The organism is Streptomyces sp. NPDC043746 (assembly GCF_056436485.1).
Genome location: NZ_JBWKCM010000015.1, coordinates 150,150 through 177,136 on the forward strand (window position 1 = coordinate 150,150; position 26,987 = coordinate 177,136).

The 26,987-nt window shown below is 70.2% G+C and carries 20 protein-coding genes; 9 read left to right on the forward strand and 11 right to left on the reverse strand.

Translation table 11 applies throughout. From position 1 onward, the window contains the following. Positions 1 to 203: 203 nt before the first annotated feature. The 9 genes from AC0682_RS18380 to AC0682_RS18420 form a co-directional block, all read right to left on the reverse strand. Positions 204 to 6,338 carry a DNRLRE domain-containing protein gene (locus AC0682_RS18380; RefSeq protein ID WP_478533876.1) on the reverse strand — a complete coding sequence of 2,045 codons (6,135 nt, stop codon included), beginning with the start codon at positions 6,336 to 6,338 and terminating at the stop codon, positions 204 to 206. Positions 6,339 to 6,776: 438 nt separating this feature from the next. After that, on the reverse strand, positions 6,777 to 8,066 hold the full coding sequence (locus AC0682_RS18385; RefSeq protein WP_478533877.1) for an MFS transporter: 1,290 nt from the start codon (positions 8,064 to 8,066) through the stop codon (positions 6,777 to 6,779). 44 nt (positions 8,067 to 8,110) lie between these two features. After that, the gene (locus AC0682_RS18390; protein ID WP_478533878.1) at positions 8,111 to 8,704 is read right to left on the reverse strand and encodes an ArsR/SmtB family transcription factor; all 594 of its coding nucleotides are present in this window, start codon (positions 8,702 to 8,704) and stop codon (positions 8,111 to 8,113) included. A gap of 145 nt (positions 8,705 to 8,849) precedes the next feature. After that, positions 8,850 to 9,326 (reverse strand): hypothetical protein, encoded by a 477-nt coding sequence (locus AC0682_RS18395; protein WP_478533880.1) that lies wholly within the window; start codon positions 9,324 to 9,326, stop codon positions 8,850 to 8,852. Between the two features lie 603 nt (positions 9,327 to 9,929). Continuing rightward, positions 9,930 to 10,922, reverse strand: coding sequence for an endonuclease/exonuclease/phosphatase family protein (locus AC0682_RS18400; protein WP_478533882.1), 993 nt, complete (start codon positions 10,920 to 10,922; stop codon positions 9,930 to 9,932). 127 nt (positions 10,923 to 11,049) lie between these two features. Next, positions 11,050 to 11,463, reverse strand: a complete 414-nt coding sequence (locus AC0682_RS18405) for a peptidoglycan-binding domain-containing protein (RefSeq protein WP_478533883.1) — start codon at positions 11,461 to 11,463, stop codon at positions 11,050 to 11,052. Next, the gene (locus tag AC0682_RS18410) at positions 11,460 to 11,813 is read right to left on the reverse strand and encodes a hypothetical protein (RefSeq protein WP_478533884.1); all 354 of its coding nucleotides are present in this window, start codon (positions 11,811 to 11,813) and stop codon (positions 11,460 to 11,462) included. Before AC0682_RS18410 ends, AC0682_RS18405 begins: the two co-directional genes overlap by 4 nt. 8 nt (positions 11,814 to 11,821) lie before the next feature. Continuing rightward, the gene (locus AC0682_RS18415) at positions 11,822 to 12,250 is read right to left on the reverse strand and encodes a peptidoglycan-binding domain-containing protein (protein ID WP_478533886.1); all 429 of its coding nucleotides are present in this window, start codon (positions 12,248 to 12,250) and stop codon (positions 11,822 to 11,824) included. 95 nt (positions 12,251 to 12,345) lie between these two features. Next, positions 12,346 to 12,714, reverse strand: coding sequence for a hypothetical protein (locus AC0682_RS18420; protein WP_478533887.1), 369 nt, complete (start codon positions 12,712 to 12,714; stop codon positions 12,346 to 12,348). A gap of 591 nt (positions 12,715 to 13,305) precedes the next feature. Here AC0682_RS18420 and AC0682_RS18425 point away from each other — a divergent pair. The 6 genes from AC0682_RS18425 to AC0682_RS18450 all read left to right on the forward strand — a co-directional run bounded on the left by AC0682_RS18425 (position 13,306) and on the right by AC0682_RS18450 (position 19,861). Continuing rightward, on the forward strand, positions 13,306 to 14,067 hold the full coding sequence (locus tag AC0682_RS18425; protein ID WP_478533889.1) for a response regulator transcription factor: 762 nt from the start codon (positions 13,306 to 13,308) through the stop codon (positions 14,065 to 14,067). Between the two features lie 73 nt (positions 14,068 to 14,140). Continuing rightward, positions 14,141 to 15,298 carry a non-hydrolyzing UDP-N-acetylglucosamine 2-epimerase gene (wecB, locus tag AC0682_RS18430; protein WP_478533890.1) on the forward strand — a complete coding sequence of 386 codons (1,158 nt, stop codon included), beginning with the start codon at positions 14,141 to 14,143 and terminating at the stop codon, positions 15,296 to 15,298. Positions 15,299 to 15,490: 192 nt separating this feature from the next. Continuing rightward, positions 15,491 to 16,837, forward strand: coding sequence for a glycosyltransferase family 2 protein (locus AC0682_RS18435; protein WP_478533891.1), 1,347 nt, complete (start codon positions 15,491 to 15,493; stop codon positions 16,835 to 16,837). A gap of 228 nt (positions 16,838 to 17,065) precedes the next feature. Further along, complete coding sequence (locus tag AC0682_RS18440) at positions 17,066 to 17,521, forward strand: hypothetical protein (RefSeq protein WP_478533892.1); 456 nt, start codon at positions 17,066 to 17,068, stop codon at positions 17,519 to 17,521. Between the two features lie 8 nt (positions 17,522 to 17,529). Continuing rightward, positions 17,530 to 19,323, forward strand: coding sequence for an alpha/beta hydrolase (locus AC0682_RS18445; protein WP_478533893.1), 1,794 nt, complete (start codon positions 17,530 to 17,532; stop codon positions 19,321 to 19,323). 244 nt (positions 19,324 to 19,567) lie between these two features. After that, the gene (locus tag AC0682_RS18450; RefSeq protein ID WP_478533895.1) at positions 19,568 to 19,861 is read left to right on the forward strand and encodes a hypothetical protein; all 294 of its coding nucleotides are present in this window, start codon (positions 19,568 to 19,570) and stop codon (positions 19,859 to 19,861) included. 27 nt (positions 19,862 to 19,888) lie between these two features. Here AC0682_RS18450 and AC0682_RS18455 read toward each other — a convergent pair whose 3' ends face one another. Beyond that, positions 19,889 to 23,026, reverse strand: coding sequence for a DEAD/DEAH box helicase (locus AC0682_RS18455; RefSeq protein ID WP_478533896.1), 3,138 nt, complete (start codon positions 23,024 to 23,026; stop codon positions 19,889 to 19,891). 146 nt (positions 23,027 to 23,172) lie between these two features. After that, on the reverse strand, positions 23,173 to 24,180 hold the full coding sequence (locus AC0682_RS18460; protein ID WP_478533898.1) for an SEC-C domain-containing protein: 1,008 nt from the start codon (positions 24,178 to 24,180) through the stop codon (positions 23,173 to 23,175). Positions 24,181 to 24,527: 347 nt separating this feature from the next. Here AC0682_RS18460 and AC0682_RS18465 point away from each other — a divergent pair, with 347 nt between their 5' ends. From AC0682_RS18465 to AC0682_RS18475, 3 genes are all read left to right on the forward strand, one after another. After that, positions 24,528 to 24,866, forward strand: coding sequence for a DUF6412 domain-containing protein (locus tag AC0682_RS18465; RefSeq protein ID WP_478533900.1), 339 nt, complete (start codon positions 24,528 to 24,530; stop codon positions 24,864 to 24,866). Between the two features lie 244 nt (positions 24,867 to 25,110). Continuing rightward, positions 25,111 to 25,899 carry a YidC/Oxa1 family membrane protein insertase gene (locus AC0682_RS18470; protein ID WP_478533902.1) on the forward strand — a complete coding sequence of 263 codons (789 nt, stop codon included), beginning with the start codon at positions 25,111 to 25,113 and terminating at the stop codon, positions 25,897 to 25,899. Between the two features lie 136 nt (positions 25,900 to 26,035). Beyond that, positions 26,036 to 26,896 (forward strand): fumarylacetoacetate hydrolase family protein, encoded by an 861-nt coding sequence (locus AC0682_RS18475; RefSeq protein WP_478533904.1) that lies wholly within the window; start codon positions 26,036 to 26,038, stop codon positions 26,894 to 26,896. Positions 26,897 to 26,987: the final 91 nt, after the last annotated feature.

Consider the following 26,987-nt stretch of genomic DNA (forward strand, 5'->3'; position numbering starts at 1 on the left):
CCTCCGGGGGGGTTAGAAAAAAGAGGGGGGGGAAAAAGACCGGGGAAGAAAAGGGGGCGCTCCCCCCCCGAGGCCAGGAGGGCTGGCTAGCCCCCCTGGCCCCGGGCCGGCCGAGGGGTGTCGGCCGGCCCGGCTGCGGGCCCCGCTCACGCCGGACTGTCAGTCAGCCCGACCCGAGCGGGGCCGCGGTTGCTGAGGGGGACTCAGCGGTTGCCCCGGGACGGGTGGACGGTGATCAGCGGGGTCCAGTACGGGATGCCCCACTTCTTGCCCTTCCAGATACCGAACCGGATGGCCACGCCCCAACCCGGTGCCTTGCGGGCGGCGTCGATGACCTTCCCCAGCGTCTTGGCTCCCCAGCCCAGCGCCTGGAGCGCCAGTCCGAGGGCCTTGCCCACGGGATGCGGGATGTGGCCCACGAAGCGGCCGAGGATCTTGGCGACGCTGCCACCGGCCTTGAGCGCGTTGGCCAACTTCTTGGCCTGGGCGTCACGCAGGTAGTACGACCAGACCTTGCTCCAACCACGGCCGTCGAGGTCCACCATGGTGATGGGGTCGGCGGGGTAGCCGTAGTAGTTCGGCGATCCGGCCGGAACCGGGTCGACGGACAGGAACCGGCCCGTGGCCGGGTTGTAGACGCGCTGGCCCATCAGCGTCAGACCGGTGAGGGTCTCGCTGGAGCGCTGGTTGCCGCCGAGCCAGCCGTAGCGGGTCGAGGGCCGGCCGTCGCGGGCGTTTCCGTACTCGTCGCTGTCCAGCACCTGCGGGGCGTCTTCCGGGTCCAGCGGGAGCTGGAGGGCGACATCGCCGTGGATGTTGGTCATCTGGAGGACGACGCCGCCCTGGGCCGCGGTGGTGGCCGCGAGCAGGCCGCTGGCCGACTCCACGTTGCGGGTCAGCGCGCCCGTGGCCACGTCCTCGACGATCCAGCGCGGGTTGTCGCTCTGTCCGTCGTAGTGGTTGAGCTTGTGCTGCTCCTGCGTCCAGCCGCCGTCCATCTGGGTCTCGATCGTCCAGCCGCGGAAGCGGTGGACGGCGTCGAGGGTCCAGGTCTGGCGGTTGGCACCCGTCGTCTGACGCTGCACCAGGTCGTTGGCGAAGTAGCCGAGGGTGCTGCCGGGCAGGGCGGTCGTGCGGCCGAACGCGTCGTAGGTGTAGCCGGTGTCGACCAGACGGTCGCCGGTGTCGTACGCGTACGTCTTGCCGGTGCCACCGGTGGTCGGGCAGGCGGCGTCGGCCGCGCCCTCGGCCGTGGTCAGCCCGGTGCGGTTGCTGCGCTTGTCGAAGGTGTACGTACGGGTCGTGCACACGTCACCGACGGTGTCGTTCACCCGGGTCAGCCGTCCGGCGCGGTCGTAGGAGTAGTCCTGGGCCGACCAGCCGGAGTGGCTGAGCGCCTGCCCGTGCGCCGACCGGCTCACGACATCGGAGTAGACCGTCATGCCGTCGCTGTCGCGGGTGTAGACCCGCTCCAGGGCGGCGCCGGTGGAATCCTCGCGGACGTTCAGCGTGTAGCCACCCGGAAGCTTCTCCGTGGCCACGCCGCCGTCGGCGTCGTAGGAGGTGGAGAAGGTGCCGGCGACCGAGTCGGTGGTGCTGGTGACCAGGCCACGCGGCTCGGCGTTGTGGTCGTAGGCGTACGTCACCGTCGACGGAGCGGAGTCGGTCGCCTTGACCGGACGGTTCAGCAGGTCGTACGCGAACGTGGTGGTGCCACCGTCGGCGTCCGTGTACGAGATGAGCCTGCCGAGCCTGTCGTACCGCTGGGTGATGGTGCCGCCGGTCGGCGAGACGGTCTTCACCACGTTGCCGGTGTGCGGGTCGTACTCGAAGGCACGGTCCGGAACCGCCGCGCCCACGCCGCCGGTGGTCTTCACCGAGATCGGGCGGCCGGCGTTGTCGAACTCGGTGAGGGTGGTGCGGGTCACGCCGTTGGCGGACTCGGAGACCTTGAAGACCTCACCCCACCAGTTGTACTCGACCGTGCGGCCGGGCAGCTCGGCGGGGTTGGAACCGCCGCCGGTGGTGGCGGTCGCCGGGCCGCTGGAGCAGGGCAGGTCGGCCCACTCCGGGCGCCCTGCGCACGCACCGGTACCGGTGGCGGACCAGTACCTGGTCACGAAGGTGGCCGCGTCGGAACCGTTGGATCCGGGACGGACCGACTTGGTGACCCGGCCCTGTGCGTCGGTCTCGGTCGAGCTGGTGATCGCCAGGCCGGACGGGTCCTGGATCGTCCGGGTGGACAGGCCCTTGGCCCAGTCGTAGACCGTCTGCGTCACCCGCGCGTCGGCGTGCAGCGTCGGGGCGGCCAGCAGCTGGGCGCCCTTGGTGACCTTGGTGACCTGGTCCTCGATGGTCGCGGTGCCGTCGGTCGGACGCCCCTGGTCGTACTCGTTGACGGTCCAGGCGCGGGCGACGACGGAGGTGCCGGCGGTCGCGACGGTGGTGCTGCCCGACTTCAGGTCCTCGGCCAGCGACATGCGGTGCAGCGGGCCGAGCTCCTGGAGCTCCCGCGTGCCCTTGGGGTCGAAGACCGACCGGGTGGAGAGCAGCTCCGCGCGGTCGGCGGTGGCCAGTCCGCTGATGCCGAGGTCGGCCAGCAGGGCCTTGTCGGCGGCCGTGACGCCCAGCGCCAGGGCGCGGTTGCCCGCGGTCAGCTCGCGGACGACGTTGCCGTGGTGGTCGTACTCCGTGGCGGAGATGTGCCCGCCGGGCTCGACGGAGTTGACCTCGCGGCCCGAGGCGTTGGTGTACGTGATCCGGGCGCGCTTGTAGTCCGCCGCGGAGAGCGCCGAACCGGCGTGGCCGGCCGGGACCGAGTCCGCGGGGAAGACGGCCGTGGCGTCGGTCGGGGCGCCGTTCTGGCCCCAGGCCTTCACGTCGGCCGCACCCATCTTGTGCGGTGCCGCGGTGCCGCTCAGCGGCACGTCGTAGACGACGCTGGTGGAGGCGGTGCCTTCCTCGACGTCGGCCGTGCCCTGCTTGAGGCCCTTGCGGGTGGCCTTCAGCAGCATGCCCTCACCGGCGGTGGCGGCGTTGCCCGCCTTGCCGTAGGTGAAGTCCCAGGGGATCTCGGACTGCGCGTGGTACCACGTGATGCGGCCGGCGGAGTCGTACGAGTACTGGGTCTGCATGCCCTGGTTCAGGTGGGGGTTCCACGCCTGGCGCAGCCTGCCGCTCGCGTCGTAGCGGTACGTCGCGATGGCCTGGGAGGTGGCGTTGGCGGCACCGCCCCAGGTGGACCACAGACGGATCTCCTTGACCTGGCCGGCGAAGTCGCCGAAGTCGGCACTGGAGGAGTGGCCGGTGGCCGTGGTGGAGGTCGCGTACACGAACTCCAGGGCGCGGCAGCCCTTGGTGGCGGGTGCCGTGGTGCAGGTCTGCGCGGAGACCGCGGAGGTGGGGGCGATGATCCGCTTGGGGCGGGCCAGCTTCTTGCCGTCCACCGTCACGGCCTCGGAGACGACCGTGGTGGTGGCGTGCTCCAGACCGTCCTTGGTGGCACTGGTCAGCGGCCAGTTCAGGCCGGCCGCGTCGGCCTTGGCGAAGGTGGCGGTGGCGCCGTCGTTCTCCTTCAGCGTGAAGGAGCCGGTCAGGGAGCCGGTGAGTTCCAGTTCCTCGGAGCCGGGTTCGGGCTTCCAGCCGTTGCCGGAGGTGGCGGTGAAGCCGATCTCCTCGCCCGTGTTGTCGACGACGGCGACGGAGGTGGCGGAGGTCCTCTTGACGTAGGACCACCGGGTCTCGGTCAGTTCGGCGACGGTGCCGGAGGTCCACTCCTTGCCGAAGATCGGGGCCTGGCCGTCCTGCATCCCGCTCGCTCCGGGGCGGCGGGAGGAGGCCGAACGCGTCACCGACATGTCGAACGCGGAGGCGTCGGTCTCGGTGAGGGAGAAGTCGCCGGTCAGCTGGTTGAGCGTGCCCGGGCCGACGGAGGTCAGCGGGGCGTCGCCCGCGACGCGGTCGACGGTGATCGTGTGGTGCGGGGAGTAGGAGTACCCCGAGCCGCTGGTGAAGCCGGCCCGCACGTCGATCGCGCCGTCGGCGGCGAGGGTGTCGGTGACGTTCCAGGTGAGGCCGATCGGCTTGCCCGCAGGGGCGGGGGCCGGCCAGCCCGCGACGGCGGAGCCGTCGGACGCCTTGCGGACGTCCGCGGCGGGGACGTCCTTCCAGGTGTCGGTCTCACCGCGGCGGTACTGGTAGACGACGCCGGTGTGGTTCGTCCTGCCCTCGGCGGACAGGCCCATGCGGCGGGCCGGGCGCTCGCCCTCAGCCGGGGTGAGCAGCGCGGCGCCCCCACCTGCGGAGAAGGTGTAGGCGGTCTCGGTCGAGGTGTTGCCCGCCGCGTCGCGGGTGCGCGCCCTCAGGGTGTGCTCGCCGGCCCCGAAGGTCAGCGAGCGGGTGACGGCCTGGGTGGTGGCGATCGTGGTCCAGGCGCCGCCGTCCAGCGAGTACTGGATGTCCTTCACGTCGCTGGAGGGCGGGGTGAAGGTGAAGTCGCCGGTGAAGTTGCCGTTGCCGTCCGGGGTGCCGGACCACTGGCCCGCCGGGAAGTCCGTCGAGGAGATGCTCGACGCGGCCGGGGCGGTGGTGTCCACGGTGAAGGTCTGCCAGGGCGACCATGTGCCGTTCCACGCCGAACCGTCGTAGACGGAGGCGCGCCACTTGTACTGGCCGGGGGCCAGGGCGGTGGTCGGCGTCCACGGCGCGTTGGCACCCGAGGCGACGAACGCGGAGGTGCCGCTCTGCAGGGCCGCGGTGCCGGTCGGCGTCCAGATCTCGTACGAGAGCCGGACGGTGTTGCCGTCGGCGTCGCTGGCCTTGCCCGTCAGGGTCGGCCTGGTCTCCCGGGTCGACGTGCCGGTCAGCGGTGAGACCGGGGTCGCCGCGCCGGGCTTGGTGTTGTACGTGACCGACATGTACGGGGTGTTCGAGGCCGCGTTGCCGGAGTGGAACCGCTTCCAGCCGTACGGGTCGGACTCGTCGGTGGCCCGGATGCCGAGGGTGTTGGTGCCGTTGCCGTTGGCGGCCCAGGCGGCGGCGAGCGAGGTGATGTTCTGGCTCACCCAGCCGTCGTTGCAGGCGGAGGAGAAGCCCTTGGTCGAGGTGGTGGACGCCCACTTCTTGTTCCAGTTCGGCTGGCTGGTCCACCGGGTGGAGGTGGACGCGGAACTGGTGTCCCAGACCTCCCAGCCCTTGGCCGTGCAGGACCAGGAGTGGTGGTTCCACAGGTTCAGCTTGGCGTCGAGGATCTGCTTGCCCGTCATCTTCGCCATGGGGAAGCTGAGGAAGGAGCGCGCGATCTGGCCCGAACCGTTGTTGCCGAGCTTCAGCTCGGTCTGTGCTGACACGTCCGTCGTGTAGCCCTGCTGGACGAAGGTGTCGAAGCCGACGCCGATACTGACGGCCGGGTCGATGGTGACCGGGAACTTCGTCTCGGGGGCGGCCAGGAACGCGGCGTCCGGAGTCAGCGTCAGGTCGATCTCGTCGCCGTTCTGCGTGACCTTCAGGCCCACGTCGGCGATGTTCTTGTGGTCGCCGGACTTCGGGTCGACGGCGGCGTCCCACATGATGGGCGCCGGGAGGACGCCCACCTGCTTGCCCGTCCGGCTGTCCAGGAAGGTGATCGAACGGTCTTTGTTGGCACGGGCCTTGACGCCCTTGGCGTGCAGAGTGAGCGTGACCGAGCCGTTGGCCGCGATGGCGCTGCGGTCCTTGAGCTCCAGGTACTGCTCGAAGCCGGTACGGGTCGACTCGACGATCAGGTCGGTGCGGGTGAGCGCGTCGACGTAGCGTGCTGCGGTGCCCTCGATCTTGGGCTCGGGGAGCGCGCCGCGCCACCCAATGGTGAGCTGCTTGCCGTCCTCGCCGAGCGAGACGAGCGGGGTGGACGGCGTCTTCCGCGCGCCCGGAGCACCGGCTGCCTTGATCTTGGCGGCCTTGGCGGTGGGCGTGCCACCGGCCAGCTTCAGGTCCAGCGGGTGCGACCTGGCGCGCAGCCCGCCGTCGGTGGACCGGACGAGGTCCACGTCGATGGGCTGCCAGGTGCCCGCGTCGTCCTGGAAGCGGATCGGACCGCTGGCGGCTTCGATGGTCGTGCTGCCGTCGGCGTTGGCGAAGGTCGACGTGTTCTCGGTCCGCTCGGAGAGCGCCTCGACGCGGTGGCCGGACAGCCGGGCCGCGACCTGGGCGGAGGCCAGGTCCTGGGCGGTCTTGGCGTAGGGGAGGGACTTCTGGGGTGCGGCCGGGGACTTCTCCTGGGGCAGCGCCACGGCCTGACCGGTGGTCGCGACGACCACCGCGGCCTCCAGCGCCATGAGAGTGGCCATCGCGATGGCCACCCGCGGCAGAGTCCTGCCCCGGCGGGGCGCGACCCGGCCCCGGGCAAGGGATATCGGCAGGGCCTCGGGTCTCGCCCGATCCCCCGTACGACGGTTCATGTGGATGCCTTTCTGGCACGCAAGATCGTTTGTCTTGCGGCCTGCGCATCCTCACATCGCCGGCCGGAGGAGGGGCGGGCACGAAAGTGAGGGTTCTGCGACCCGAAAGGCCACCCTCCGCGCGCGCTTGACAGGCGGTCAGGAGGCATATGCGGGTTTTGTGTTCAAAGACTCTCACTCAAAGTCATCGTGCTGCGTCGATGTGGACCTGTCGCGCCGAATGTGTTTTTTCAGTGGTGATACTCGATCGTTATGAAAGGTCGGGGAAAGCTCAAGTTTTCCTCAGAGGCCGTAGCGCGATCACGAGCGGACCGTCGGCCGCGACGGGCGGCGACCGTGTCAGGCCTTCAACGGACGCGGCAGTTCGCTCCTGCGCACCACCCCGCAGCCCAGGGCGACGACCACCCCCAGACTCCCGAACGCCCCGCATCCCGCGAAGACCGGGACGGCTCCCCACGCCCCGACGGCCGCCCCCACCACCGGATAGCTCAGCGGCGCCAGGCCCACCGAGGCGAGCATCACGACGGAGGTGACCCGCCCCAGGTAGGCGGGGTCCGCCGCCGTCTGCACGAGGGCGCTGCCCAGGGTGCCGCAGACGCCCAGGGCCAGCCCGACGGCGGCGGCCATCGCCACGGCGAACGGCAGGGACGGGACCAGGGCGATGGTGCCGGCGCCGGCACACCCCACGAGCAGCGTCCCGGCCAGCGCCAGCCCGGCCCGGGGGAGCCGTCCGGAGACAGTGAGCAGGAGAGCCCCTGCGGTGGCGCCCGCCCCGAACCCGCCGGCGATCCAGCCGTACCCCGAAGGCCCCCAGCCCCGCTCGCCGTTGAGGAGCACCATCCCGACGTTGAGGGTCCCGGTGAGCCCGAACTCGCTGATTGCGACGACCGCGACGAGCGGCCCGATGAGGGGGTGGCGGCGGATGTACCGGAGGCCCCCGAGAAGGTCCCGCCGGACGCCGTCGGGGGCCGGCGCCACCGGGCCCGGTGCGTGAGCCACGTCCGGCGCGCCGGGCAGTGGCCGCAGTCGTACGGTCAGCAGGAGCGGCAGCGACAGGGCGAACAGCACCCCCGCGACGGCGAACGCGGCCGGTGCGCCGCCGACCCCCATGGCCAGGCCGCCGAGGGGCGGGCCGGTGACCTGGCTGACCCGCATCGACAGCGTACGCATCCCGGTGACGCGGGCCAGTTGGTCGGGGGCGGTGATGCGCGGCGGGAGTGCCCCGACGGCGGGAACGAAGAGTGCGTCCACGGCCCCGAACGCGAGGGCCAGTGCCACCAGGATCCACACCGCGGGCGCGGTGACCGCGACGCCGACCGCCACGGCGAGGACGAGGGCGCACCGTACGGCGTCGCTGCCGAGCACGATCCGGCGCACCCCGAACCGGTCGGCGGCCACACCGCCACCCAGCATGAGCAGCGCCCGCGGCAACGCCCCAGCGGCCATGACCAGACCGACCTCACCGGGTCCCGCGACCTTCTGGGCCGACCAGGCGAGCGCGACGAAGTAGACGCTGTCCCCGACGAGCGAGGCGGTGTAGGCGGCGAGCCACCGCAGGACGTTGGCGTCGCGGTGGGCGGGTCGGGGCGCGGTGGGGCCGGCGGGTAAGGCGGTTTCGGCGGCGGACACGGTGGCTCCTGGGGAGAGGGAGGCGGGGAGGGCGGCGGGTGATCTCAGGGCCGGAACGGGAACCCGTACAGATGCACGGACACGTGCTCGCGCCCCGCCGTGTCGCCCGCCTCCCGGGCCGCCTTGCCGCGCTCCCGCCACCGTCGCGTCACGCCCTCCAGCTCGCTGCTCATCTCGGCGAGTTCGGCAGGAGTGAGAGCCATGATCCACTCGGAGCTGAAGGCGGCGTCGGTCCACTCCGCACCCCAGGCGGCGCTCTGGTCGAGGTAGGCGCGGTACTGGGCGGAGCGGTTGTCGAGGATGCCGTGCAACACCGCACCGACGGCGGCAGCCCCATCGGGTGTGTCCGTGAAGTCCGCGTCGCGGAAGCCCCACCCCTTTTCGGACGCCACCTGCCACCACCGCTCCCGGCCGTCGGTGCCGTGGCCGCTCGCCTCGACCACGAACCCGTGCTCCGCGAGCTTGCGCAGGTGGTAACTGACCAGCGACGGGGCCTGGTCGATCTGCTCGGCGAGCTGGGAGGCGGTCGTGGTCCCGGCGGCGTACAGCAACCGGTAGAGCTGCATCCGCAGCGGGTTGGTGAAGGCCTTCAGCCGGGAGAGGTCGGTGATCTGCTCGGTCTCGTGCTGGGGTCGCATGTGCCCACCGTAGATGTGCAAATTTAATTGCGCAATAATTCTTTCCTAGTGGGGACGGGGTGGCGTGCCCCCTGGCTCGCCCCGGCCCCGGACCGGGGCCGGGGCGAGCCGTGCCAGGGGCCGGTTCGGTCGGCCGGTCCGGGTGTCAGGCCTTGGCGGAGTACCAGCTGGTGCAGCCGTGGCTCTTGCTGCCCTTCTTGACGCAGGCGCGGATCTTGAGCTTCGTGCCTTCCTTGAGGTTCTTGGTCTTCTTGACCTTGGAAGGCGCGGGCTTGCCCTTGGTGTTGATGTCGATGATGATCTTGCCGGTCGAGACCTGCTTGACCTGCCCCACGATGTAGTAGCCGTCGCTCTCCTTGTCGTTGACGTAGAGAGTGTCCCCGGTCCAGGAGCCCAGCAGCGGATCGGCGGCCCACGTGATCGCGCCGATGTTGTGCGGGTGGTGGTACAGGTTGAAGCCGCGGGTGCCGTCCGCCTTCAGCTCCTTCTTGTAGCCGATCTCCTTCACGGTGAGTTCGGGAGCTGCCTGCGCGGCGGGCGCGGTCAGGACGGAGCCGGACAGGGCGAGACCGATGACGGCGGCGACAGTGGCTGCACGGCGGCGGGCGTTCGAACGCGGCATGCTTTTTCTCCTCCAAGGATGGCGCTTCCACCGGGCGGGTGTCCCCCGTTGCGCCGATGGTGCGGTGATCTGATTCAGGAGGCTAGTGGCCGATTTTCGTCTCACTGTCAGACGTGGGACGTCCCAGCACGGAAAAGCTTTTGACCTGCGGAAATATGGTGGATGGCGGGACGTTTCCGGGACGTGGGACGGTGGGGCGGGCCATTCCGGGACGATGATTCGGGGAGCTGGAATTGGCCGGAAGAGGGTGGCAGCCGCTCCGCTTCCCCGTACGGGCGGTGCCCGTCGCCTGCGATCCCCGCGGGCGGCAGCAGCCGGATCCGGTCGTCGTGGCACCGTGTCCGCGAGGTCACCCCGGACCTGCGGCACACGTCCGCGATCGACCAGGGCCTGCGCGGTGCCTCCCGTCGCCGGGCCGCTCTCTCCGGCCCCGGGAGCGGCCGTAGGAGTTGACGCGGCGGCAGCCGCAGGCCCGAAGGGCGGGGGCGGGGCGGAACGGACGTGTAGGACGGCCCGCGACGCCTCGTGGCGGTGGCGCAGGCGGTCGCGCTACGGGGACGGACGGTCCGAGGGCGGGGGAGGGCCCGAAGCGTTCGAACGGGGTCAAGGGGGTGAAGGGCTGGAAGGAGTCGGGGGATCCAGGGTGACGCGAGCGGCGACGGGCAGGTGGTCGCTGCCGGTGGCGGGGAGCGTGCGGATGTGGTCGACGGTGGCGGAACGGGCCAGGACCTGGTCGATCCGGGCCACCGGAAAGGCGGTGGGGAAACTGAAGGCGAACCCGCGCTCGGCCACGTTCAACCGCGAGGTCAGCGGGTCCAGCCCGCGATCGTCGACGGTACCGTTGAGGTCGCCCATGAGGATCACGGTGCGCACCTCCTCGTCCCGGACGAGGCTTCCCAGCGCCCGGGCGCTCTCGTCCCGCCGGGCCGAGGCGAGCCCGCCCGCCCCGATCCGTACGGAGGGCAGATGGGCGACGTAGGCCGCGACCTCCCCGTACGGCGTCCGCACCACGGCCCGCAGCCCGCGGTTCCACCCCTCCTCGATACCCCGAGGCCTGATGTCCACCAACCGGTCCTCGGCGATCGGGTACTTCGACCACAGCCCGACGGTGCCGTGGACGACGTGATGCGGATAGCGCACCCCGAGGACGTCCTCGTACGTCGACAGCGCGGGCGCCACCAGCTCCTGCAGCGCGATGAGATCGGCCCCGGACGCGACGAGCGCGCGGGCGGTCCCCGCCGGGTCCGGGTTCTCGTCGCTGACGTTGTGCTGGACGACCCTCACTTGGCGTCCACTGACGGCCGGTTCGGGCTCGGGCAGGAGCAATCCGCCGAACCCCTCCACCCAGACGGCCACCGGTAGGAGCAGTGCCGTCAGCGCCACCCCGGACCGCCGCACCAGGGCGAGGGCGAGCAACAGGACGACGGCCGCCCCGGTCCACGGCAGGAACGACTCGACCAGACTGCCCAGTCGCCCGGGGGAGTTGGGTACGGCACGGTGGAAGGCCTGCACCCCGGCCACGGCGACCGCGAGCGCGGCGATCACGGTCCCGCGCCGAGTCGCCGGGATGCGGCGGACCGGCCTCGGCCTTGGCAACGTAGACGTCCTCCCACTCGTGAAAGGGCAGGATCGCACGTCGTCGCAGGCGGAAGGAGGCCGGGAGGGTGTGCCGCACCCGTCGGTGCGGCACACCCTCCCGGACTGTCCCCGTGTCAGTCGGCAGTCACGGGACGTAGTAGCCGCCCACGCGCAGCGACCGCCAGGTCTGCGGGCCCACGATGCCGTCGGCGGGCAGGCCCACCGAGGACTGGTACCGGACCACGGCCGTGCGGGTCTGCGGACCCCAGAGCCCGTCCGTATCACCGGGGTTGACCTTGTGCGTGTACTTCAGGAGGCACTGGATCTCCTTGACCCGCGCCTTGGTGTTGCCCGACTGGCCCGTACCGACGAGGGCCTTCCACTCCCACGACTGGCCGGCATAGATTCCGTAGTTGACGCTGGTCTTGCGGTAAGCCGGTTTCGTGCAGGTGTAGTTCGTGGCGGCCGGGGCGGGCGCCGCGGTGACGAACAGGGCCGCGCAGGCGAGGGCGAGAACACCGGCTCCCCGTACGGCGGTCGCGGAGGAGATACGGGTCATCGGCACTTCGACTCCGATCGGATCTTGATCCCGTTGATGACCGGGAGGTCGGTGGAGACGCGCGGCGCGATGCAGACGTAGCTGCTGAAGTGCCGGAAGTGCACGACGTCGTCGTAGCGGGTGTTGCGTACGTAGTACGAGTTGTTCTTCACGGGCTGGTAACCGCTCGTGATGTCCTTGAACTGCGCCACCTTCTTCTTGGTCTGCGAGTTGTAGAGGCAGACATAGGGGTAGGGGCAGTCCGCGATGCCGGTGGGGGCGGCGGACACGGGGGCGGCGGAGGCCAGCGTCGCGGCGGCCAGCAGCGGCAGAGCGGCCACGGCCGTGGCCACGCGGGTGAGCGTCTTCATGGTCATCCTCACAGCAGGGAGAGGTACGTGCGGCAGGACTGGCCGGAGCTCCAGAGCATCGCGTACGCGGTCTTCGGGCCGTAGACGCCGTCCTGCGCGAGCCCGGCCTTCCGCTGGACGTTGATCACGGCCTGGCGGGTCTGGGGCCCGTAGGCGCCGTCCACGCTGATGCTCTGCTTGTTGCAGTCGCGCAGCGACTTCTGGAGGGCCTTCACGGCGACGCCCTGGTTGCCGGAGCCCAGCACGCACTGGTGGTTGTCGCGACCGGCGGCGGGAATGGCTCCCCGGTCCGTCGTCGTACAGGAGGGCAGGGCGGCGGCGGCCGGGGCGGCGCCGAGGAGGGGCAGGGCGAGCAGGGCGGTGGCGGCGGCGACCCCGGCGGCCAGGGCCCTCGGCCCGCGCCGGGCCCCACAGGGTGGTGCGATCGTGGTCTGCATGGGCGGATCTCCTCAGCCGGATTGTTCGGGGCCGACACTGGCGCGGTCCCGGCGGACACCGGCGTGTTCCCGGCGTACAGGTGCGGGGGAAGTGCTCAGCACGTGGGCGACCAGGAGATGCGGACGCCCGTGATGGACTTGGCCGGGTAGCGCGCGAGGTCGAGCATCGCCTTGGGCGGGGCACACCGGACGAGCCCGTCGCTGTAGCGGACGTAGACCACGTCGTCGTTGCGGCTGTTGTAGATGCTCGTCGCCGAGCTGCTCTTGCCGACGGACTGGTAGCCGGAGGTGACGTCCTTGTACTGCCCCATCTTGCTGCCGTACTTGTAGAAGCAGACGTAGGGGTACGGGCAGTCCGTCGGGGCCGCCTGGGCGGGAGCCGTGCCGGCCACGCCCAGCCCGGCGGTGAGGACCAGGACTCCGGCGGCACCCGTGAGGCGCTGCTTCAGCTTCGAACCCGTCATGGGGATTGCTCCTTCGATCAAGGGAAATATCCGCCCCGGGGCATGCGCCCTCGCCGCCGCGCACCGGAAACGGGCAGCGCGGCGCAGGCGGAAGCAGAGGGGGGCGGGGTGGTGCCGGGAGGACTCCTGGCGGCGTCGACGAGTCTGCTGCACCGGTCGCGTACCGGTCGACGGATCCCGGGCCGGGAGGGACGTCCCGGCCCGGGGAACGGCTGTGACCAGCGCAGAGAGACGGAAAGCCGGGACGGTGGGACCGGGGCGGGACCGGGGCGGGACCGGCGGGTTCCCGCCCGGGACGGGGGACGCCCGTCCCGGGGGACGTATCTCCTGGCCCGGGGATGTGTCCCCAGCCCCCGCGCCCCGGCCACCCCGTCCTCCGGCCACCCCCGGGGACGGTGGGACGGGTGCGTCCGGGCGACCTTGCCCATGGACGGGTGAGCACGGCCAGGGAGGGGGAAGACGCTGGGGCCCGCCGCCCGGATGCCGCTGCGGCCGAGGGGCGTTGCTGGTTGACTGGGCAGGAGGCGGGCGGGCCGTGGACCGTGTACGGGCCGGGCCCCCTCCGAGGACGGCCGAGCGTGGCGGTGCACGATGCCCAAGCTTCTGATCGTGGAGGACGACCCCGCCTCCGTACTGGCGCTGCGGGAACTCCTCACGCGCGGCGGGTACCGGGTGGTGACGGCCGCCGACGGCCGTGAGGCGCTGCGGCTGATGTTCGCGCAACGGCCCGACCTGATGCTGCTGGACCTGCTGGTGCCCGAGCTGGACGGCTGGCGGGTCCTGACCCGCGTCCGCGACCTGAGCGATCTGCCGGTCCTGGTCGTCTCCGGCCTCGACGACGTCGACCACCGGGTGAAGGCCCTGCGGGCGGGGGCCGACGACTATCTGGTGAAGCCCTTCCACCCCGAGGAACTGCTGGCACGCGTCGAGGCGCTGCTGCGCCGGGCCGGGCACAGGAAGTGGGCCGGTGAGCGGGTCGGGGAGCACCTGCGGCTGGTGCCCGAGCGGCGGGCGGCGGTCTGGTACGGGGGTGAGGCGCGGCTCAGCGAGATCGAGTACCGGCTGCTCCAGCTCCTCGTACGCAGCCGCGGCCGGGTCGTCACGGCGCAGCAGCTCCTCACCCGGGTGTGGGAGGACGAGACGGCCATCGGCGGCGACCGCGTCAAGTTCGGGGTCCTGCGGCTACGCCGTAAGCTGCGCGAGGCGGCCGGGCCGGACGCGCCGGACCCGATCGAGGCTGTACGGGGCGCGGGGTACCGTTTCGTCACCGCAGAGGAAATTGACCGAAAAGGGGACGAAGGTCCCGCCGGGCAGGGGCGGAGTGCCCGGGAAGGACGTCCCGAAGCGGAATGAACCGAGCGGGAGCAACCGTCGGGCAACCAAGGCGCAACGGGTCCGGCAACCGTGTTCCGGAAGGCTCAGGTGCATGAACGCTCAACCGGACACCCGCGTCGCCGTCATCCTCGGTACCCGCCCCGAGCTGGTCAAGCTCGCCGAGCCCATCCGGCTGCTCGGCCCGGTCGCCCGGGTCATCCACACCGGCCAGCACTACGACGACACACTCTCCGGCAACTTCCTGGACGAGCTGGGGCTGCCCGAGCCGGAGTATCTGACCGGTGTCGGCGGGCAGCCCCGGGCCGTCCAGGTGGCCACCGCCCTCGCGGCGCTGGACGAACGGTTCGCGGCCGAACGACCGCGCGCCGTGATCGTCCAGGGGGACACCAACGCGGCCCTGTCCGGCGCCCTCGCCGCGAACGCCCGCTCGATCCCGCTCATCCACGTCGAGGCGGGGCTGCGCAGCCACGACCGCGCGATGCCCGAGGAGCACAACCGGGTGGTCATCGACCGGCTGGCGGACGTCCTGTGCGCGGCGACCCCGGAGAACCGGGCGCTGCTCCTCGCCGAAGGCGTCCCGGACCACCGGATCGAGGTCACCGGCAACACGGTGGTGGAGGCGGTCCACGAGCACCTTCCCCCGCAGGCGGAGCGGACCCGCCTCCTCGCCGGCCTGGGCCTGACCCCGGACGCGTACGTCCTGGCCACCGTCCACCGCCCGGAGAACACCGACGACTCCGCCGTCCTCGCCACCGTCCTGCGCGAACTGTCCGCGATCGGCCGCACCCTCCCCGTGGTCCTCCCCCTCCACCCGCGTACCCGCGCCCGGATCGAGGCCGCCGGCCTGGGCCCGCTCCTGGACGGGATGACGGTGCTCGCCCCGACGGGCTACGGCACCTTCCTCGCCCTGGCCCGGCACGCCGCGCTCCTGGTCTCGGACTCCGGCGGTATCCAGGAGGAGACCACCGTCCTCGGCCGCCCTCTGGTGGTGGTGCGCCGCTCCACCGAGCGCCCCGAGGCGTTCGCCGACTTCGCCGACCTGGTGGAGCCCGGCCCCGCCATCGGCACGGCCGCCCGCAACCGCCTCGCCGAGGGCGCCCACGGCCTGCGCCGCCTGGCGACCCTGCCCAGCCCGTACGGCGACGGCACCGCCTCCCGCCGCATCGTGGACCTGGTCACCCGCCTGCCGGTGCCGTTGCACAACGCCCCGGTCCCGGCCCCCGCCGCGGAGCTGACGACGGCGGCTTGAGGGCGAGCGGGCGCACCCGGGGGAGCGCAGGCCGGACGTCCGCCTCTCCGGCCCCGCCTCCTCCCCGGTCCCGCCTACCTCCGGCCCCGCCTCCCCGGTCCCACCTCTCCGGGCCACACCCCCCTGCCCCACACCGACACCCCACCGCTTCCACCTCCCCCACGCCTCGGCGCGCCCCACCTGGAGTCCCCGTTGACCCCCCACCTCCTCCTCTACGTCTTCCCCTTCCTGCTGCTCGGCGGCTTCCTTGTCTACTGGGCGGGCTCCCGGCACGCCTACGCCCGGCGTCGGCCCGCCGAGCTGGGGGATGCCGCGGCCTGGGACTGGCACTTCTTCGTGCCGTGCCGGGACGAGGAGGCCGTCATCGCGACCACGGTCGACCGGCTGCGGGGCGACTTCCCGGCCTCGTACGTCTGGGTCATCGACGACGCGAGCGATGACCGTACAGGAGGGATCGTCGCGGCCCTCGCGGCGGAGGACGCCCGGATCCGGCTGGTCACGCGGCGACGCCCCGAGGCCCGGATCGGGAAGGGCGCGGCGCTGAACGCCGCCTATGAGGCGCTCGACGCGGAGCTGGGGGAGGAGGCGGACCGGTCCCGGGTGATCGTCTGTGTGGTGGACGCCGACGGCAGGCTGTCGCCGGACGCCCTGGCCTATGTGAGCGGCCCGGACGGCTTCGGTGACCCGGAGACGGGCGGCGTGCAGATCGGCGTACGGATGCGGAACGTGGACGACGAGCGCCCGCGGCCCGACCGCGGCCGGGTCGTCAACGCGTACGCGCGGCTGCTGATCCGGATGCAGGACGCGGAGTTCGCCGTGTCGAACACGGGGATGCAGCTGCTGCGGTGCCGGACCGGTTCGGTCGGCCTCGGCGGCAACGGCCAGTTCACCCGCCTCTCCGCGCTCGACCGGATCGCCGCCGCCGAGCGCCGCCCCTGGAAGCAGGACGCGCTCCTGGAGGACTACGAGCTGGGCCTGCACATGCGCCTGGCCGGCTACCGGGTCACCCACATCGCCGACACCTGGGTCACGCAGGAGGCGCTGCCCTACACCCGGCGCTTCCTGACCCAGCGCACCCGCTGGGCCCAGGGCAACATCCAGTGCGTGCGGTACGCGACCCGCATCATCGGCTCCCGCCACTACCGGGCCCGAGGCGTCCTGGAGTCGCTGTACACCTTCGTCCAGCCGATCGCCCACCTCACCGTCCTCGTCCTGACCGTGGTACTCCTCTCCGTCCTCGCCACGGGCCTCGCCGCCGGCACCGTCCTCTTCGCCGCCTGGCCCCTCGCCCTGGCGCTCGGAGTCCTGTCGGTCGTGCCGTTCCTGCTCTGGGGCCCGGTCTACCGCCGGGAGTTCGCCCCGAACCGCTCACGCGCCGCCGGAGTGCTGTGGGGCATCACCCTGTGGCTCTACGCCTACCACCTCTTCATCGTCTCCACCCGAGGCTCCGTACGCCTCGCCCGCGGCCGAACCGGCTGGGCCAAGACCCGCCGCAACGCGGAGACGGCCGTGGTGGGGCCTACTGCTACGGAGAGTTGAGGGCCGCCGGGCCGGCCTCGACGGCCGAGGCCGGATTCGCGCGCCCGCCCGTCGGGGCGATTACCACAGCGAGCCCCGGCGATGCCCTGCTCACCCGCGCAGGCCCCGTTCTGGATTTCGCTCCTCCCGTTTGATTCGGTCCACCACAGCCGGAGATCATGTCGGCTCGGCCCGTGGCGCCGGAAGGCATGGGCGCGGACAAACGGGGAAACGGGGAGAGTCACACGCATGGCATGGGACGAGTGGGAACAGCTCAAAGCTGACGCGGCGGCCGGTGGCTCCGCGCAGATGCAGCTGAACCAGGCCCCATCAGAGGACGGCACCTGGGCGGACTCCGGTTCGGGCGACATGAAGTCGGACAAGAGAGCATGGGTGAAGGCAGGCGAGAGCGTCACCGGCTTGAAGACCGGCGTGGGCAAGACGTTGGTGAAACTGGCCGATGGTCAGGCAGGGCTGGGGGACCCCAGCGGGTGCCGGAGTGCGGCCGCGCAGAAGGAACTCTACGACTCCTGGAAGAAGTACGTCGGTGACGTGAGCGATCGCTGTGCAGCCTTGGGCGGGCTGTTGCAGAAGGCGGGCCATGATCTGACGAAGTCCGACCAAGAGGTCAAGGCCGACATCGAGAAGCTCGAGGTGAAATACAAGGACACCGGGGCTGTCGGCGGCCAGGCCGGGGGAAGGTGACTGCGGTCATGGATCTTTCGACGCTGAGAGCCTTCAGGCCCTCGGAGTACGAGGAGGCTGCCGATGGCTACCGCGCCACTGCGGCGACCGCGAGTAAGGCCAAGGACGCGATCGACAACCGGATCAGCTCCGGAGTCCGCAACCAGCTGGAGGGCGAGGCTGCGGAGGCCGCCCTGCTGGCGCTCAAGGGTCTGTCGCGGAACTTCCACTATGCGCAGACCGAGTGCGGCCTGGTGAGCACAGCGCTGAACGGTTTCGCATTCGACATGGCAGCGGCCAAGCGGAAGTTGGAAGCGGCGATCGAGGACGCCGGGGCCGCTGGCTGCACGGTGAACCCGAACGGATCCGTCTCGTACCCGGCCGGCTCGAAGCCCGGCGCCGAGAAGCCCGCCCAGGGCGGCACGGTGTCGGGGAGCGCCGGAGGCAGCCCGACTTCCGACGCGGTGGAGCGCCAGGCGGTGAACATCCACCCGAACCCGCACTACGGCAGGGCAGTGGCGTACGCCAACCGGATCGCCGACGCCCTGAACGAGGCCACGGAGGCGGACGCGAAGTGGGCGCCCAAGCTGCGCGCGCTGAAGGCCGACGACGACCTGACGGTCTCCGATCGCGACTGGGCGGACGTGCACTCGGACACGGACGGCGTACGCGAGGCGGGCAAGGACTACCGCGACTCGCTGCCGGAAGCCCCGAAGGGCGCCACTCCGAAGGAGAACGCGTCCTGGTGGAAGGGGCTCAGTCCGGAGGAACAGTCCGCCCACCTCGCTCTCAACGCCGCCTCGGTAGGCGCGTTGGACGGCCTGCCGGCCGAGATCCGTGACGAGGCCAACCGCACGGTACTGGCACAGGCCAAGGCGCAGGTGCAACTGGAGCTCGACAGGATCCCACCCGAGCCGACCCGGTATTCCCCCAACCCCAGCGGTACTTACCCGGCCGTCGTCCAGAACGCGAGCTGGAGCAAGTGGAACGAGAAATACGGCGAGCGGAAGGAACGCGCCGACAGCTCGATGGCGGGGATGCAGGCGATCGAGGACCGCTTCGACGCAACGGGTGAGAACGGGCTGCCGCCCGCCTACCTCCTCGGTTTCGATACGGAGAAGAACGGCCGTGCGATCGTCGCCAACGGGAACCCCGATACCGCTGACCACACCGCTGTGTATGTTCCTGGTACCACATCGAACCTTGGCGGGATCGGTGGTGACGTGGAACGCATGACCAATCTCTGGCGAGAATCCGATGCGATGGCCGGGGGTAAAGAGGTGTCCACGATCACCTGGCTGGGGTACGACGCTCCGCAGAGCGTGGTCAAGGATGCTCCTTTCCGGCACTATGCCGATGACGGAGCCCCGGCATTCAATAATTTCATGGATGGCCTCGACGTGGCCAACACCACCGATTCAGGAGGCCATCACACGGCGATCGGTCATTCCTACGGCACGACGTTGATCGGTTCCGCGGCCCGCCAGGGCGAGTTGAAAGCGGATGACGTGGTGTTCGCGGGGAGTCCTGGGGTGCAGGTCGGCGAGGCATCACAGATGGACGTGCCCAAGGGCCATGTCTGGAACGAGGAAGCCAAGGGCGACCCGGTGCCCGACCTCGGGCGTTTCGGGCACGGCGGCAGCCAGTGGCGGCTCGGTGGAGGCGTCGCCCTCATCCCCAGCGACGAGGTCTTCGGAGCGAACCAGATGACCACGGGAACCTCAAGAGGGCATAGCGAATACTGGGACCGGGACACCGACAGCCTCAGGAACCAGGCGGCGGTCGTGACGGGACAGTACGGAAAGGTGAAACTTGAGGAATAGTACCTTCGGCGGTGTTCTTCTGGGCGTCGTAGTATTCACCGCACTTACAGGATGCAGTATGAATGACCAGGCAGGAACCAGCGTGCCGAAACCGGTGGGAACGCGAAGCGTCGACGACGTCGACGCCGAAACGAAGCAGATTTCCAGCCAGATTCTCGACATCATCGCTGTCAAGGGGGTGATGTCCAAGTCGGGCCCGGGAGTGAGTACATGCGAGGGGGCGGAGAGAGGAAAGTTGTTCCTCATGCGCCATCCCTGGAGCCTGACCGGCGCCTCCGACGCCGAACTCATGAAGGCCATGACCCGCCTGAAGGAAGATCTCTCCAAGCACGGCTGGAAGATCGTCGGTTACGGACCGAACAGCTCGAAGGCCAAGTCCTTGGAGCTGACGGCGGACCACGTCGAGAAGAAGTTCGCCGTCAAGGTCGAATTCTGGGAGAAGAACAGCGGTGGCGACAGCAACGAACCCACTCTGCTCGTCAACGTGGTATCCGCCTGCTACCAGGTCCCGGAGGGGGAAAGGGTCGACCGATACTAAGGCCGTGTCCTGTTGTGGGACACGGTCTTAGCCAGCAGCGATGGCCGAGTAGGTCAAGACGTCGGCCGGAATCTGGTGGACGAGCTTCCACTCGATCGCCATGGGCTTGCTGCCCGTGTGCTTGACGTACTCCGCCGGTCCCATGAGCATCCACGGCTGAGGGCCGCCGATATCCGTTTGCTTGTATCGGCGGACAAAGAGAAGAACCTGCGTGCCCTTCTCCTTGTGGGTCTGATAGCGAATGCCTGTGGGGGACTTCTCCGAAGTCTGGTTCTGCGACTCCCAGTGGAAGAGGAAATCGTTGAGGGCGTAGTCCTTGTAGCGAGTCTCGGGTGAGAAGTCCTTCTCGTCCTTCTCAAGGGTGACGAACAGGGCATCGGTCCGGATGTTCTCGCACCACTTCACCCCCTCGCGGAAGTGGCCCGGCTTGAAGCCGTTCACGGCGGTCTGGCCCAGGGCGGGGAGGATCTCTTCTCGGCTGTAGGAGGCGTGGATGGTGAGGGGTATGGCAGCGTGCGTGCCGAGGAGCGGCACCGGGACGTGGTCGGCCTGCTGGAGGACGTGCGCGAGCACCTGCCGCAACTCGTACCGGAACGCGCGCTGATGGCTCAGCGAGTCCAGGCCTGCCTGGTAGCTGGTGAAGCCCCCGCCCAGAGGCCAGAGAGAGAAGAAGAACATGCGGGCGTACCCCTGTTCCTGCTCGCTGAGTTCGGCGTAGGGAGGGGCCTCGTCGGCTAGCAGTTTGCTGTATGCCGCAACGCGCAGTGGGTCATCGACGTGAAGGAAGGCCGAGACCCGCTTGAGGAGGGGCAGCTCGCCTTCAGGGCCCACCGGGTCCAGGAGCTTCGCTCGACGGATCAGGCCCGTCCACGAGTTTCCGTTGCCACGGTAGAGCTCCTTGAGCTCCCGGCCGCTCTCCTTGAGGAAGTCTGCGAGCCGTGGTCGCGCGTAGGAAGCGACCTCGCGGGCCAACTGCGTGACATTGACTGCGATCTGTGTGCGGATGTTGTCAATGATCAGTTCCTTGGCCTTGGTCTCAAGGATGATCTGGCAGCCGGAGGGCAGTTGCGGGAAGTCCTGCTCGATGTTGTTAAGGAGGCGGTTGCGCGTCAGATTGGTCAGAGCGCGGAAGGGCTCCTCGAAGCGGAATTCCTTGCGGTGTTGACCGATGAAATCCAGCACGGTGAGGACTGCTTTGTTCTCGGTGCGACGCAGCCCACGGCCCAACTGCTGAAGGAAGACCGTAGCGCTAGAAGTGGGACGTAGCAGGAGCAGGGTGTCGACGTCGGGGATGTCGAGCCCCTCATTGAGCAGGTCGACGGAGAAGATCACCTGGAGCGCTCCCGAGCGCAGGTCGTCTAGGGCGGCCTTGCGGTCGGGAGCAGGAGTCTCGCCAGACAGAGCCACGGCGTTCAGTCCGGCCTGCCGGAAGAAGTCGGCCATGAAGTGTGCGTGCGCGACCGATACACAGAAACCCAGGGCACGCATGGAGTCCGGGTCTGTGACCTTGTCCTTCACTGCTTGCACCACGAGCCGAGCTCGTGCCTGGTTGCCCGTGAACAGGTTGCTCAGCGCTGTTGAGTCGTAGGCTCCCCGCTTCCACGTGACCGCACTCATGTCCGTGTTGTCGGTGATGCCGAAGTAGTGGAAGGGGCTGAGGAGTTCGTTCTCCAAAGCTTCCCAGAGCCGCATCTCCGCTGCGATCCGGCCATCAAAGAACTCGTCCTGGATGTTCGAACCATCCATGCGTTCCGGGGTGGCGGTGAGCCCCAGGAGTTCCTTGGGGTGGAAATGGCCCACGATCTTGCGGTAGGTGGGTGACGTACCGTGATGGAACTCGTCGATCACGATGACATCGAAGTGGTCGGGGGCGATGCGGTCCAGAGCCTGTGCAGTGAGCGACTGGACACTGGCGAATACATGGGTCCAGCGAGTAGGGATCTCACCGCTGAACAGCAGCTCGCCGAAGTTCGCATCGATGAGGACGTTTTGGTAGACGCGCAAGGACTGTTCGAGGATTTCCTTGCGGTGCGCGACGAAGAGCAGGCGCGGGTCGCGGCCCAACGTCTGGCGCAGGCGCTTGTAGTCCAGCGCCGCCATCACGGTCTTCCCGGTCCCCGTCGCTGCGACGAGGAGGTTTCGGTGGCGATCGTGCACCGTGCGTTCGACTTCGAGGCGTTCGAGCATGTCCCGCTGGTGGGGATACGGGCGAACCTCCAGGCCGGAGAGGGTGATGCTCGTGGACCCGGGACGACCACTGCCTCCTGCGCGGGACAAGGCGTCGTCCAGCCGTTGGGCATCCCGGTCGGGGTCGTACGACTCGAAGGCGGGCTCGCTCCAGTACGCGTCGAAGGTCGCCTCGAACTTGCGGATCACCGAGGGCGTGGCGACGGAAGAGAGGCGGACGTTCCATTCGAGCCCGTCGAGGAGCGCCGCCTTGGAGAGGTTCGAACTGCCGACATACGCCGTGTCGAAGCCGCTGTCACGACGGAAGAGCCATGCCTTCGCATGGAGGCGGGTGGAGCGGAGCTCGTAGTTGACCTTGACCTCGGCGCCGAAGTCGCGCACCAGTCGATCCAGAGCGCGCCGTTCGGTGGCGCCGATGTAGGTCGTCGTGAGAACGCGGATGGGGATACCGCGCTCCCGTGCCGAGGACAGAGACTTCTCCAGGACGCGGAGTCCATGCCATTTCACGAACGCGCAGAGGAGATCGACGCGGTCGGCCGTCGCGAGTTCGGCGCGCAGTTCGAAGCCGAGGCTGGGGTCCTCGGGGGCGTTCGTGATGAGCGCTGTCTCGGACAGCGGCGTCGCGGGGCGTATGGAGTAGACACCCGGCTCCTCCTGCTCCGCGACGGACAGCAACTGTCGCGGTCCATCGGTGACGAGGTCCACCCACTCTGTCGCGCCCTCGATCGTGTTGAGCGATTCCAGGATGTGATTGGCCGCAATCACCTGCTCGGCAGGCGAGAGGCCCTGGAGTACTCGCCGCACGGTGGCGCCGATATGACGGGAGAGGACGTGGGGTGCCGACTCTGCACCGACTGAGGCGTCGATGGAGTGCCAACCCGTGGAGTCGAGCTGCTGCATCCGCTCGGCAAGCCGATGAGTGATGAGCGATTCGTAAAGCCCAGCAACTGGTGCGTCATCCGAAATGTCGTTGGGCATGCCCCCGAGCCCTCCTCATGCGGCTGCGTACTACACGTGCAGTTGTATCAAGGAGCACTGACAGCCGGAGCGAACGCCCGAGACCCGCAGGGGGCGCAAACCGTCGGATCGCGGTTTGCGGCCCCGCCAAGGGTGTCCGGCAGACGTCACCCGCCCCCGTGGCACACCCCGTAGGCATCCCCCGAGCCGCACCAGCAGGCTGCTGTGCGGGAAGGGGGCCACGGGGTGGCGCGGCCCCGGGCGGCGAGGGTGGTGGCGTACTGGGGGAGGAGGGCGGTGGTGGTGGGGGAGGTGGCTTCGGAGGCGGCGAAGGCCTCGTACGAGGGGACCGTGCCCGTGACGATGCCCAGGTTGGGGGTGCCCGCCGCGTGGAGGTCGCGCAGGGATGCCTCCAGGCGGGACAGGTGCGTCGCGTGGTCCACGTACTCCTCGGCCAAGTCGGGGTAGGCGGTGAGGAGTTCGCGGAGCTCCTCCTTCGGCCAGTGCAGCACCGCCACCGGGAACGGGCGGGAGAGCGCCGTGCGGTACGTGCCCAGCTCCGCGCGCAGGCGGGTGATCTCCGCCTTCAGTTCCGCCGGGTCCGAGGAGCCCAGCGACCACAGGCGCTTCGGGTCGTGGAGTTCGTCCAGAGGGACCGGGGCCGTGTTCAGCGCGCCGGCCAGTTCGTCCCAGGCGTCGTGGGGGAGAGCCAGCAGGCGGCGTACCCGGTGGCGGCCCGTGAGCAGGGACTGCGTGGCGTACGGGACCTCCTCGCCCGGGGCCAGCAGCAGGGTCAGCGCGGTCGAGAAGAAGTCGTGCGCCGACTCCAGCTCGTCGTGCGCCTCCAGGGTCTCGGCGGCGACCTGCCAGGGCGCCGCGTCCAGCGGGCCCGCGGCGCGGATCCCCTCGATGATCGCCCGGGCCTCGGCCTCGTGCCCGTACTCCCAGAGGTTGGCGGCCTTCAGGGCCTTGATCAGGTGCGGGTTCTCGACGGCGGACCCGGGGGCGGCCAGCAGGTCGTCGTAGAGCGTGCTCGCGCGGGCGCGGTCACCGGCCAGTTCCAGATGGGCCGCGGCCCGCAGGACCAGGGGCTCCCGGTCCTCCGGATACCGCGCCGCGGTGCGCAGCAGGCGCTCGGCTTCGGTGGTGTGGTCAGCAGGCGTGTCGGGGCGCATGGATCACACGGTACTGCCGGAGCCCGGCCCCCGGGAGGAGAGGCCGCAACCATGACCGGAAGCGGCGACGGAAGCGGCGACGGAGGGAAATCGGGGGGAAACGGAGAGGGGACGGGGGAGGAGAAGCGAGTGGAATCGGGGGTACGTATGGGGAGTTCCGGGGGGCCTATCGTGCCCGCCGTGTGGGGGAGGAAGGGAGGGAGCCGGTGCTACCGGCTCGTCGTCCGGGGAAGCTCACGGCCACGGGCCCCCGGTAGCCGATCGGCCTCCATCCCGGGCCGGGGCGATCATCGTGTATAACGAATTCAAGGACGGTGTACGAGTACGAGCGTGGGAAGGAGCCCTTCATGCGTGACGCCCACTCCTTGCGCGGCGCCTTCGCCCGGGTCATCCGGCCCGTCGGTCTCCTCGTTCTCCTCGTCGCCCAGTTCGTCCTCGCCGAGGGCGGCGGCCTCTCCGCCGCCGTCGCGCTCGCCGCGACCGCCGCGGCCGGCTCCGCGCTTCTCGCCTGCTCCGTCATCAGCGCCCGCTGCGCGCCCCCGGTGCCCCGCACCCGGGTCCGTACGGCGATCAGGGACCGCGAGAAGCGCACCGCCTTCCTGCCCCAACGCGACCCCGACGCTCGCGGGCGTACCCGGCCGCGAGCCCCCGGGTACGGCCTTCCGACGGCCGTCGTCGCCGCTTAGGGCGCTCCCGCACTCTCCCCCGTACCACCCGTACCACCTGTCACGCCCCTGAGCGCCCTTCCGCGCCGGTCGTCCTGCCGCGTACCAAGCGCCGCACGTGTCCCGCGCAGCGCATGCGCCGCACCCATCCCGTGCACCGCATGCGCCGCACGCATCCCGTGCGCCGCACGCACTGCCGCGTGCGCCCGTGCATCCCGCGCCGCGTCTCTCTTCCGGCACGACGAGACCCCCGGAGGGCTCACCCATGTCCGCCTTCATGTCCGCTTTCGCCGGTCTGGTCGGCTCCCTCGCGGAGCTGCTCCAGCCGCTGTTCCACGGCGCCTCCACCGCTGCCGCGATCATCCTCTTCACCGCCCTCGTACGCCTCGCCGTCCACCCCCTCTCCCGGGCCGCCGCGCGCGGGCAGAAGGCCCGCACCCGGCTCCAGCCGCAGATCGCGGAGCTGCGCGAGAAGCACCAGAAGAACCCCGAGCGGATGCAGAAGGCGATCATGGAGCTGCACGCCGCCGAGAAGGTCTCACCCCTCTCCGGCTGCCTGCCCAGCCTGCTCCAGATGCCTGCCTTCTTCCTCCTCTACCACCTGTTCTCCAGCGGCTCCATCGGAGGCGAACCCAACGCGCTCCTCAGTCATGACCTTCTCGGCGCCCCGCTCGGTGGACGCTGGCACGACGCCCTCGCGGCCGGCGGGGCCTTCGGGGCGGACGGCCTGGTGTACCTCGGGCTCTTCGCGCTCGTCCTCGCCGTCGCCACGTTCAGCTACCGGCTCACCAAGCGGCAGATGGCCGCCAACCCGATGACCCCCGCCACCGGCCCCGACGGGCAGCCCCTGCCGGGCATGGGCGCGATGGTGAGGATGATGCCGCTGCTCTCGTTCGCCACTCTGATCACCGTCGCCGTCGTCCCGCTCGCCGCCGCCCTGTACGTCGTCACCACCACAGCCTGGAGCGCCGTCGAACGGGCTTGGCTCTACCGGGACGTGTACCGGGACCGGGACACGGCCGCCTCCGGTGGCGCCATGGCCACAGCGGCGTAATTCCGTCGGCCGGTGCGCCGGTCCAGTGCGTGAACGGGGTCTTGCAGAGTGATCCCGGCTCTTGGAGGATCGGACAAGCCCTTCGCCGGCCGCAACCCGCCGAAGGGCCCCACCTCGAACAAGAGGAGTTGGACCGTTGAAGCTGCTTCGAGTCGGTACGGCGGGCGCCGAGCGCCCCGCGCTACTCGACCGCGACGGGACTCTGCGTGACCTGTCGGGGCTCGTCCCCGACATCGACGGCGATCTGCTCGCCGACGCCTCCGCCCTCGCCCGGGTACGGACGGCCGCCGGCACCCCCGCCGTGCTCCCCGCCCTCGATCCGGCGGGGCTGCGCATCGGGCCGCCGCTCGGGCGCATCGGCAAGATCGTGTGCATCGGGCTGAACTACCACGACCACGCCGCCGAGGCCGAAGCGGCCATCCCGGCGGAGCCGATCCTGTTCTTCAAGGCCCCCGACACCGTCGTCGGGCCCGAGGACACCGTGCTCGTGCCGCGTGGCAGCCGTAAGACGGACTGGGAGGTCGAACTCGCCGTCGTCATCGGCCGTACCGCCCGCTACCTGGGCTCCGCAGAGGAGGGGCTCGCCCATGTCGCCGGGTACGCCACCTCCCACGACGTCTCGGAGCGCGAGTTCCAGATCGAGCGCGGCGGCACCTGGGACAAGGGCAAGAACTGCGAGACCTTCAATCCGCTGGGCCCCTGGCTCGTCACCGCGGACGAGGTGGACGACCCGCAGGCCCTCCCGCTGCGCCTGTGGGTCAACGGTGAGCTGAAGCAGGACGGCACCACCGCCGACCAGATCTTCCCGGTGGGCGAGGTCGTCCGCTACCTCAGCCACTTCATGACGCTCTACCCGGGCGATGTCATCAACACCGGTACGCCCGCCGGGGTCGCCATGGGGCAGCCCGAGCCGCAGCCGTATCTGAGGGCCGGGGACGTGGTGGAGCTGGAGGTGGGCGGGCTCGGCCGCCAGCGGCAGGAGTTGAAGGACGCCTAGGGAGCGTATCGAGTCGTGATCAATCTGCGGGATGCGGCTTCGTGGCACAGTCTGGCCCGGTAGACCGTCATGTATGACGCGAGTGCAACTG